The organism is Kitasatospora sp. NPDC023385 (assembly GCF_055664045.1).
Map to the genome: position 1 here is coordinate 479810 of NZ_JBVOOL010000003.1, position 9054 is coordinate 488863.

The 9054-nt window shown below is 73.2% G+C and carries 9 protein-coding genes and 1 riboswitch; of the genes, 4 read left to right on the forward strand and 5 right to left on the reverse strand.

Annotated features, from left to right (window positions below):
• Positions 1-252 precede the first annotated feature (252 nt).
• Together AC0B61_RS08170 and thrC are read right to left on the reverse strand one after the other, a co-directional pair.
• Complete coding sequence (locus AC0B61_RS08170; protein ID WP_471739772.1) at positions 253-531, reverse strand: ubiquitin-like small modifier protein 1; 279 nt, start codon at positions 529-531, stop codon at positions 253-255.
• Positions 532-602: 71 nt separating this feature from the next.
• A complete protein-coding gene (gene thrC, locus AC0B61_RS08175; protein ID WP_471739773.1) occupies positions 603-1898 on the reverse strand; it encodes a threonine synthase in 1296 nt (431 codons plus the stop codon).
• Positions 1899-1915: 17 nt separating this feature from the next.
• Positions 1916-2051: riboswitch (SAM riboswitch) on the reverse strand.
• A gap of 148 nt (positions 2052-2199) precedes the next feature.
• On the opposite strand from thrC, the gene AC0B61_RS08180 reads away from it, so the two are divergent.
• Positions 2200-3231, forward strand: a complete 1032-nt coding sequence (locus AC0B61_RS08180) for a glucosyl-3-phosphoglycerate synthase (protein WP_471739774.1) — start codon at positions 2200-2202, stop codon at positions 3229-3231.
• Positions 3232-3269: 38 nt separating this feature from the next.
• Entirely contained in the window at positions 3270-4754 is a 1485-nt protein-coding gene (locus tag AC0B61_RS08185) for an alpha,alpha-trehalose-phosphate synthase (UDP-forming) (protein ID WP_471739775.1), read from the forward strand.
• On the opposite strand, the gene otsB is transcribed toward AC0B61_RS08185, so the two are convergent.
• Positions 4741-5580, reverse strand: coding sequence for a trehalose-phosphatase (otsB, locus tag AC0B61_RS08190; protein ID WP_471739776.1), 840 nt, complete (start codon positions 5578-5580; stop codon positions 4741-4743). The two genes, AC0B61_RS08185 and otsB, sit on opposite strands and share 14 nt — an antisense overlap.
• A gap of 98 nt (positions 5581-5678) precedes the next feature.
• Complete coding sequence (locus AC0B61_RS08195; RefSeq protein ID WP_078891276.1) at positions 5679-5906, reverse strand: DUF3263 domain-containing protein; 228 nt, start codon at positions 5904-5906, stop codon at positions 5679-5681.
• A gap of 101 nt (positions 5907-6007) precedes the next feature.
• Here AC0B61_RS08195 and AC0B61_RS08200 point away from each other — a divergent pair, with 101 nt between their 5' ends.
• Positions 6008-6358 carry a cupin domain-containing protein gene (locus tag AC0B61_RS08200; RefSeq protein WP_471739777.1) on the forward strand — a complete coding sequence of 117 codons (351 nt, stop codon included), beginning with the start codon at positions 6008-6010 and terminating at the stop codon, positions 6356-6358.
• Positions 6359-6392: 34 nt separating this feature from the next.
• Here the strand turns inward: AC0B61_RS08200 and AC0B61_RS08205 are convergent, their stop codons facing one another.
• Positions 6393-7673, reverse strand: coding sequence for an extracellular solute-binding protein (locus AC0B61_RS08205; protein ID WP_471739778.1), 1281 nt, complete (start codon positions 7671-7673; stop codon positions 6393-6395).
• Between the two features lie 313 nt (positions 7674-7986).
• Here AC0B61_RS08205 and AC0B61_RS08210 point away from each other — a divergent pair, with 313 nt between their 5' ends.
• The gene (locus AC0B61_RS08210) at positions 7987-8934 is read left to right on the forward strand and encodes an ROK family protein (protein ID WP_471739779.1); all 948 of its coding nucleotides are present in this window, start codon (positions 7987-7989) and stop codon (positions 8932-8934) included.
• The last annotated feature ends 120 nt before the right edge of the window (positions 8935-9054 follow it).

Here is a 9054-nt window from a genome sequence, read left to right on the forward strand (position 1 = left end):
CACGGTCGGGTCTCACCGGCCGGACGTCCTGCGGGGGCGGAACACAGCGGAACACCGCAGAACATCGCGGAACACCGCGAAAGGCCGAAAGGGAAGTCCTGTTCCCAGCCGAGCCACACTCTACTCCGACTCGACCGGAAAATATTCCCGCCGGAATGCAAGCGGCCGCCCGTACCGACGGAAAGCGGAATTCCGTACGGACGGGCGGCCGACCGGCGAGCGGGGGAGCTTGGGCGAGCGGGCGGGAACGGCTCAGCAGCCGCCGGCCACCGCCGGAATGATCGAGACGCCGGCGCCGTCCTTGATCTCGGTGGCCAGGCCCTCGGCGAAGCGCACGTCGTCGTCGTTCACGTAGACGTTCACGAAGCGGCGCAGCTTGCCGGTGTCGTCCAGCACGCGGGCCGAGATGCCCGGGTGGTTCTTCTCCAGGTCGGCGATGACCTCGGCCAGGGTGGCGCCCTCGGCGGTCACCTCGGCGGCTCCGCCGGTGTAGGTGCGCAGGATGGTGGGGATGCGGACGTTGGCGCTCATGGCTCTCCTAGCGGGGTGCGGCCTAGCGGTGTGCGGCCTAGCGGGGGTGCGGCCTTGCGGGGTGGGGAGGTTCAGGCGGACGCGAGGCCGGCGGCGCGGAACGAGTCCAGCGTCGGGCGGATGACGGCGGACATCCCGGCGTCGGAGACGGCGTCCAGGGTCTTCAGGCCGTCGCCGGTGTTGATCGCGACGGTCTCCTTGGCCGGATCCAGCTGCCCGGTCTCGACCAGCTTCTTCAGCACGCCGACGGTCACGCCGCCCGCGGTCTCGGCGAAGATGCCCTCGGTCCGCGCCAGCAGCCGGATCGCCGCCACGACCTCAGCGTCCGTGACGTCCTCCACGGCGCCGCCGGTGCGGCGGGCGATGTCCAGCACGTACGGGCCGTCGGCCGGGTTGCCGATCGCCAGCGACTTGGCGATGGTGTTCGGCTTGACCGGCCTGATCACGTCCCGGCCGGCCTTGTAGGCGGCCGACACCGGCGAGCAGCCCTCCGCCTGGGCCCCGAAGATCCGGTACGGCCGGTCCTCGACCAGGCCGAGCTTGATCAGCTCCTGCAGCCCCTTGTCGATCTTCGTCAGCTGCGAGCCCGAGGCGATCGGGATCACGATCTGTTCCGGCAGCCGCCAGCCGAGCTGCTCGCAGATCTCGTACGCCAGCGTCTTGGAGCCCTCGCCGTAGTACGGCCGCAGGTTGACGTTGACGAAGCCCCAGCCCTCGCCGGCCGGGTCGCCGATCAGCTCCGAGCAGAAGCGGTTCACGTCGTCGTAGGTGCCCTCGATGCCGACCAGCTCGCCGCCGTACACCCCGGCCATGACGACCTTGCCCTGCTCCAGGTCGTGCGGGATGAACACGCAGGAGCGCAGCCCGGCCCGGGCGGCCGCCGCACCCACCGCGCCGGCCAGGTTGCCGGTCGACGAGCAGGACAGCGTCGTGTACCCGAACGCCCGGGCCGCCTCGATGGCGCAGGCCACCACACGGTCCTTGAAGGAGTGCGTCGGGTTCCCGGAGTCGTCCTTGATGTGCAGCTGGGCGGTGAAGCCGAGCTCCCGGCCCAGGTTGTCCGCCTTCACCAGCGGGGTCCACCCCGGGTTCAGGTTGGGCTTGGACGCCACGTCGGCCGGGACGGGCAGCAGCGGCGCGTAGCGCCAGACGGACGCCGGGCCGGCCTCGATCCGCTTGCGCAGTTCCTCGGCGCTCTCGCTGCCGAACTCGTAGGCGATCTCCAGCGGGCCGAAACACTCCACGCAGGCGAAGCTGGGGCCGAGCGGGAAGCGGGTTCCGCACTCCCGACAGGACAGCGCGGTGGCGGGGCCGAGATCGACGGCGGCAGGTGCGGCACCGGAAGGGGTCGTCACGGTGATAGCCATGGTGGCGGAGGCCTCTCTCCTCATCTTCCCCGCGGCGCGGTCGCGCCACAGGCCGGAATTGGCACCTGTCCCGCCGGGTCCTGTCGAGGACAGTCAGGCGAGAAGGTTGCCGGGACGTCAACGGGCCGTTCCCTCAGTCCCTCTGGATGAGCTTGTGAAATTGTGGTGGCGCTCAGCGGTGACCCCGGCGTGCAAAGGTCCGGCCGCTGTACGAAGACTGTATCCGAAGGCGTCAAACCCGAACGGGACCGTCCGCCACGCGAGATGAGCCGTCCCACCCGACCCCGCCGAGGAGACTTCCGTGCCCGCCGAACCGACCCCCGAGCTCCTGCCGCAGGCGGCGTCCTGGCTGCGCCGCCGCTCCTGGAGCGCGGCCGACCGGCCGGTCGAGGACCTCCTGGCGGCCAAGGAACGGACCGGCCGCACCGTCAGCGTCGTCCTGCCCGCCCTGGACGAGGAGGCCACCGTCGGCGGCATCGTCCGCACCGTCCGCCGGGAGCTGATGGAGCGCCTCCCGCTCGTCGACGAACTCGTCGTGGTCGACTCCGGCTCCCGCGACGCCACCGCCGCCGTCGCCGCCGAGGCGGGCGCCCGGGTCGAGCACCGCGACGCCATCCTGCCCCGGCTGCCCGCCGCCCCCGGCAAGGGCGAGGTGCTGTGGCGCTCGCTGCTGGTCACCCACGGCGACATCGTCTGCTTCGTGGACGCGGACCTGCGCGAGTTCGACCCGGCCTTCGTCTCCGGCATCGTCGGCCCGCTGCTGACCGACGAGTCCATCCAGCTGGTGAAGGCCATGTACGACCGCCCGCTCGAAACCGAGTCCGGCGCCGTCGTCCCGGCCGGCGGCGGCCGGGTCACCGAACTCGTCGCCCGCCCCCTGCTCAACCTCCACTGGCCGGAGCTCGCCGGCTTTGTCCAGCCCCTCGGCGGCGAGTACGCGGCCCGCCGCTCGCTGCTCGAACGGCTGCCCTTCCCCACCGGCTACGGGGTCGAACTCGGCCTGCTGGTCGACGCGTTGGAGCTGGTCGGCCTGGACGCCCTGGCGCAGGTGGACGTCGGCGTCCGGCACCACCGCCACCAGGACGGCCAGGCCCTCGGCCGGATGGCCGCCACCATCTACCGCACCGCCCTCGAACGCCTCGACCGCACCCACCGGCTCAAGGCCTCCGCCGACCTGGTGCACCCGTACCTCACCCAGTTCGCCCGCAACCCGGAAGCCCTCCCCCCGGCTCCGGCCGGCGGGGCCCCCATCTTCACCCCGCGCACCTCCCCGATCACCGCCCTGGAACGCCCCCCGATGCACACCGTCCCCGAATACGCGACCCGGCACTGAGGGGTTTGCCACCCCTGGCCTCCGGCAACATCCCAACCATGGGCGATCTCACGACCGAACGTTCGAGTGCGACCGGCACCGCCCCCGTCCTGGTGGCATCCAACCGGGGACCGGTGTCGTTCAGCACCGCCGACGACGGCACGCTGACCCTCCGACGCGGCGGCGGCGGCCTGGTCTCCGGCCTCTCCGCGATCGACGACCCGAACGCCGTCTGGGTCTGCGCGGCCCTCGGCGACGCCGACCGCAGAGCCGCCAGGGGGGCCCCCGAGGGGCGCCTGGACCTGGCCGGCCACGACGTCGGCGGACAGGCCGTCCGAATGCTGGACATCGACCCGGAGACCTTCGCCCGCGCCTACAACGGCGTCGCCAACTCCACCCTCTGGTTCGTCCACCACCTGCTCTACGCGACCCCCACCGCACCCGCCTTCGACGCCGAGTTCCGCACCGAGTGGGCCGCGTACCAGGCCTACAACGCCGCCTTCGCCGAAGCCCTGGCCGCCGAAGCCGCCCCGGGCGCCGCCGTCCTCGTGCAGGACTACCACCTGTCCCTCACCCCGGCCCTGCTCCGCCGAGCCCGCCCCGACCTGCGGATCGGCCACTTCTCGCACACCCCCTGGGCCCCGCCCGAGTACTACCGGCTGCTGCCCGACGACGTCGGCCGCGCCGTCCTCACCGGCATCCTGGGCGCCGACCGGGCCGGCTTCCTCACCGAGCGCTGGGCCCGCGCCTTCGCCGCCTGCTGCGCGGACCTCCTCGGCGCCACCGTCGACCACGACGCGCTGACCGTCACCCTCGACGGCCGCACCACCAGGCTCGGCGTGCACGCCCTCGGCGCCGACGCCGACTTCCTGCGCGAGCGCTCCCACCGCCCCGACGTCGACCAGCGCCTCGCCGCCCTGCGCACGGCCGTCGGCGACCGCCGCACCATCGTCCGGGTCGACCGCACCGAGCTGAGCAAGAACATCGTCCGCGGCCTCCTGGCCTACCGGCACCTGCTCCGCACCCGCCCCGAATGGCACGACCGGGTGGTCCACATCGCCTTCGCCTACCCGTCCCGCACCGACCTGGCCGAGTACCGGGAGTACACCGCCGCCGTCCGGCGGCTCGCCGACGAGATCGACGCCGAGTTCGCCACCCCCGCCTGGCAGCCCCTGATCCTGCACGTCGACGACGACTTCCCGCGCTCCCTCGCCGCCTACCGACTGGCCGACGTGGCCCTGGTCAACCCGATCCGGGACGGCATGAACCTGGTGGCCAAGGAGGTGCCCGTGGTCTCCGACGACGGCTGCGCCCTGGTCCTCTCCCGTGAGGCCGGCGCCCACGCGGAGCTGGCCGGGGACGCCCTGAGCGTCAACCCGTACGACGTCATCGCCACCGCGGACGCCCTCCACGACGCCCTCACCATGCCGGCGGAGGAGCGCGCCGACCGCACCAAACGCCTCGCGGCGGCGGCCACCGCGCTGCCCCCGCAGCAGTGGTTCCTCGACCAGCTCAACGCGCTGGCGCCGCTCAACTCCCAGTGAGGGCCGCCCCCAACGACTCCAGCAGCTCCACCACGCCGGCCGGGCCCGGGACCACCAGGTCCGCCCGGTCGGCGAGTTCGCGCACGGGCGCGTCCCCGACCGCCCCGCTGCACACCAACAGCCCGGCCACGCCCTCGCCCCGCAACTTCTCCACCGCCGCGAAGGCCGCCACGTCCCCCAGGTCGTCCCCGGCGTACAACACCGACCGGGCCCCCCGCTCGCGCAGGAACCCGGTCAGCGCCGCGCCCTTGTCCACCCCCGGCGGCCGCAGCTCCAGCACCAGCCGCCCGGGCTCCACCACCAGCCCGTGCTCGGCCGCCAACTCCTCCACCGGCGCCCGCAACAGGTCCAACGCCTCCTGCGGCGCCGCCGCCCGCCGGGTGTGCACCGCGACCGAGCGGCCCTTGTCCTCCAGCCCCGTCCCCTCCGGCGCCCCCGCCCGCGCCAGCACCCCGGGCAACGCCTCCCGCACCCGCGCCACGCCCGGATGCACCTCCGGGGCCGTGACCTCGCCGTCCGCCCACCGCTCGGCCCCGTAGTGCCCCAGCACCACGACCCCCGGCACCTCGGCCAGGCCCCCGTACTCCACGGCCAACGCCGCGGGCCGCCCCGTCACCACCACCACGGCCCCGACCTCCGGCGCCAGCGTCCGCAGCGCCCCCGCCACCCCCGGGTGCGCCCTGGCCCGGGACGGGTCCGCCACGATCGGCGCCAAGGTCCCGTCGAAGTCCAGCCCGATCACCGCGTCCCGGGGCGCCCGCAGGATCGCCCGCACCCCGTCTCGGCCGGCCTCGGTCGCCGGCACCCACATCTCTTCGAATCCCATACCGGAGCCCATACCCCCGGCCCCGGCGGGGAACGCCCGAACCCCGGATGCCCGAACCCCGGATGCTCCTGGCCGGCCGGCCCAGCGGGCCGTCCGCCTCAGCGGGCCTCGCGCCGGGCGGCCCGGATCCGCCGCAGCCGGTTCACCAGCACCGGCGCGTGCGCCAACGCCTCCTGCCGGTCCAGCAACGCGTTCAGCAGCTGGTAGTACCGCGTGGAGGAGAGCCCCAGCTCCTCCCGGATCGCCCGCTCCTTGGCCCCCGCCGTCCGCCACTGCCGCCCCTCCAGCGCCAGCACCGCCCGGTCCCGCTCACTCAGCTCGCCCACCGCGCACACCTCCGCCCACCGCTACGGAGTGTCATTCTCGCGTGCGACCCCGACACACACTGCACGCCCCGCCACTCCCCGGCCCCGGCTAACGTCGCCCCATGACCACGCCCAGCTTCGCCCTGCACATCCCCGCCGCCGACCTCGAACCGGATCCGCTCGACCCCTCCCAGATCGTCTCCGGCACCCCCGAGGTCACCGGCCGGGTCCTCGCCGAGTCCGCCGACGGCCGCCACCTGCGCGGCATCTGGCAGATCACCCCGGGCGTGGTCACCGACGTCGAAGCCGACGAGATGTTCGTGGTCCTCAGCGGCCGGGCCACCATCGAGATCGAGGGCGGCCCGACCCTGGTGGTCGGCCCCGGCGACTGCGCGGTCCTGCGCGAGGGCGACCGCACCACCTGGACGGTCCACGAGACCCTGCGCAAGGCGTACGCGATCACGCTGCCCTGAGACGGGATCACGCTGCCCCGGGGGCCCGCGGGCCCTACTTGCGGACCCGCGCCGCCTCCTTCACCGCCGAGTCCTGCAGCCCCCCGAGCACCTGCTTGGGATCGCCGGTCACGGCCTGCCCGATCCCCGCCTTGATCCGGTTGCTGACCTCGCCCCAGGCCGGATCCCCGAACGGGTAGAAGCTCGCGTTGCTCAGCCCGACGGCGAACTGCTTGAGGTCCGCGTGCTTCGGGTCCGTCGACATCCGGTCGAACGCGTCCTGGGTGACCGGCAGCAGGTTGTACTGCTCGTCGAACTTCAGCTGGTTGTCGCGGCCGTAGACGAACGACAGGAACTTCTTGATCTCGTTCTTGTGCCCGTTCGCCTTGAACGCCATCATCCAGTCCGCGACCCCGAGGCTGCCGGTGCGCCCCACGCCGTCCTTCTTGGGGATCGGCGCCGTCCCGAAGTCGATGTTCCCGGCGGTCGCCATCCGTAGCAGCGTCGGGTGCCCGTTCAGCATCGCGACCTTCCCGGTCGCGAAGTCCTGGAACACCGGGGTGCGGTTCATCTTCCCCGGGTCCGGGTACGTCAGCCCGGTGCTCACCAGGTTGGCCTTCAGCCAGTTGAACGTCGCCTGGTTCTGGGTGCTGTCGATGGTGTAGTTGCCCACGTCGTCGGAGATGCTCCCGCCGCCGCTCAGCGTCCACAGCATGGACTCGGCCGGCGCCTCCTCGGGCCCCAGCGGGAGCCCGTACGGAGTCACCCCGGGCACCTTGGCCTTGATCTTCTCGGCGTCCTGCCGCAGTTCGCTCCAGGTGGTCGGCGGCTGCGCGATCCCCGCCTGCCGGAACACCGCCTTGTTGTAGAAGAGCACCCGCGACGAGGACACGAACGGGATGCCGTACTGCGTCCCGAGCACCTGCCCGGCGTGGGCGAAGGTGTCCAGGAAGTTCGCCTGGGTGTCCACGGAGAGCACGTCCGACGCCGGGTACAGCCGGTCCGCCGCGACCTGGTCGGCGAAGCCGCCGGTCTGCAGCAGGTCCGGCGACTTCCCGGCCGCGATCATGTCCTCGACCTTCTTGCCGATCTCGGTCCAGCTGTCCACCTCGACGCTGACCTTGATCCCGGGGTTGGCGGCCTCGAAGGCCTTGGCGATCTCGCCCCAGTAGTGCTGGGAGCCGGTCTCCGCGCTCTCCCCGTAGTCCGCGGCGACCAGTCTCAGGGTGACGGTCCCGCCGCCCTGCCCGCTGCACGCGCCGACCGCGGTGAGTGCCAGTGCTCCGGCGAGGACACTGCCGAGCACACGGGTGGGAACGTGGACGCGCCTGTTCAACGCGGGTACCGCCTTAGGGGAAGAACTGCTGCCGGAATGGGGGGCTCCGGTAGGGGGGAGCGCCACACTGCCAAAACCGCCGACCGCTGGTCCACACCACCGGCCCATGCCGTCCCAGTAGTTACCGAAGTGCCCGGGGTCGTTGCACGATGCGCAACACCGGCGCCCGGATTCCGGCCCGCGCCGCCCCCGTACGCCCCCACCGCAAAGCGCCGCACACCCCCGCAGCTGCGACAAAGCTCACCCAGTATGGACCAGACCAATCCGACAACTGGACTAGACCTCTTCTACCACCCAAGGGAAACTGTCCTCCGTGAAGCACGTCATCGCACTCGATGTAGGCGGCACCGGCATGAAGGCCGCGCTGCTCGCCCAGGACGGCTCCGTGCTGTTCGAGGCACGCCGACCGACCGGGCGGGAGCACGGCACGGACGCCGTCGTCGCCGCCATCCTCGACTTCGCCACCGACCTGGCGCACGAGGGCCGCAGCCGCTTCGGCGTCGCCCCGCTCGCGGCCGGGGTGGCCGTCCCGGGAACGATCGACGAGAAGAACGGCATCGCGGTCTTCTCCGCCAACCTCGGCTGGCGGGACCTCCCCCTGCGCGGGCTCCTCGGCGAGCGCCTGGCCGGCCCCGACGGCTCCGCGATGCCGGTGGCCCTCGGCCACGACGTGCGCTCGGGCGGCCTGGCCGAGGGCCGTCTCGGCGCCGGCCGGGGCGTCGACCGCTTCCTGTTCGTCGCCCTCGGCACCGGCATCGCCGGCGCCATCGGCATCGACGGCCGGATCGAGGCCGGCGCGCACGGCTACGGCGGCGAGATCGGCCACGTCGTGGTCCGCCCCGGCGGACCGCCCTGCGGCTGCGGCGCCCGCGGCTGCCTGGAGACCCTCGCCTCCGCCTCCGCCGTCTCCCGCGCCTGGGCCGGGGCCAGCGGCGACCCCGACGCCGACGCGGCCTCCTGCGCCGCCGCGGTGGACGCCGGGGACGGCCGCGCGCTCGCGGTCTGGCAGCGGGCCGTCGACGCCCTGGCGGACGGCATCGTCCTCGCCCAGAGCCTGCTCGACCCGTCCACGGTGATCGTCGGCGGCGGGCTGGCCGAGGCCGGCGACACCCTCTTCACCCCGCTGCGCGCGGCGGTCACCGAGCGCCTGACCTTCCAGATGCCCCCCGAGGTCGTACCCGCCATGCTCAAAGACACCGCCGCGTCCCTGGGCGCGGGCCTGCTCGCCTGGGACCTGCTCTCCATGGAGGTGACCGCGTGACCACCGCGGACCGCGACCGTACTGCCCTGGCCGGCGCCCGGCTCGTGCTGCCCGGCGGCGTCGTCGACGGCGACCGGCTCACCATCGCCGGCGACCGCATCGCGGGCCTCGGCGGCGACA

Excerpts from the sequence above, each read along its gene's own strand:
- AC0B61_RS08170 (WP_471739772.1), bottom strand. The coding sequence starts at position 531 with ATGAGCGCCAACGTCCGCATCCCCACCATCCTGCGCACCTACACCGGC.
- thrC (WP_471739773.1), bottom strand. The coding sequence starts at position 1,898 with ATGGCTATCACCGTGACGACCCCTTCCGGTGCCGCACCTGCCGCCGTC.
- AC0B61_RS08185 (WP_471739775.1), top strand. The coding sequence starts at position 3,270 with ATGGGCGATCTCACGACCGAACGTTCGAGTGCGACCGGCACCGCCCCC.
- otsB (WP_471739776.1), bottom strand. The coding sequence starts at position 5,580 with ATGGGATTCGAAGAGATGTGGGTGCCGGCGACCGAGGCCGGCCGAGAC.
- AC0B61_RS08200 (WP_471739777.1), top strand. The coding sequence starts at position 6,008 with ATGACCACGCCCAGCTTCGCCCTGCACATCCCCGCCGCCGACCTCGAA.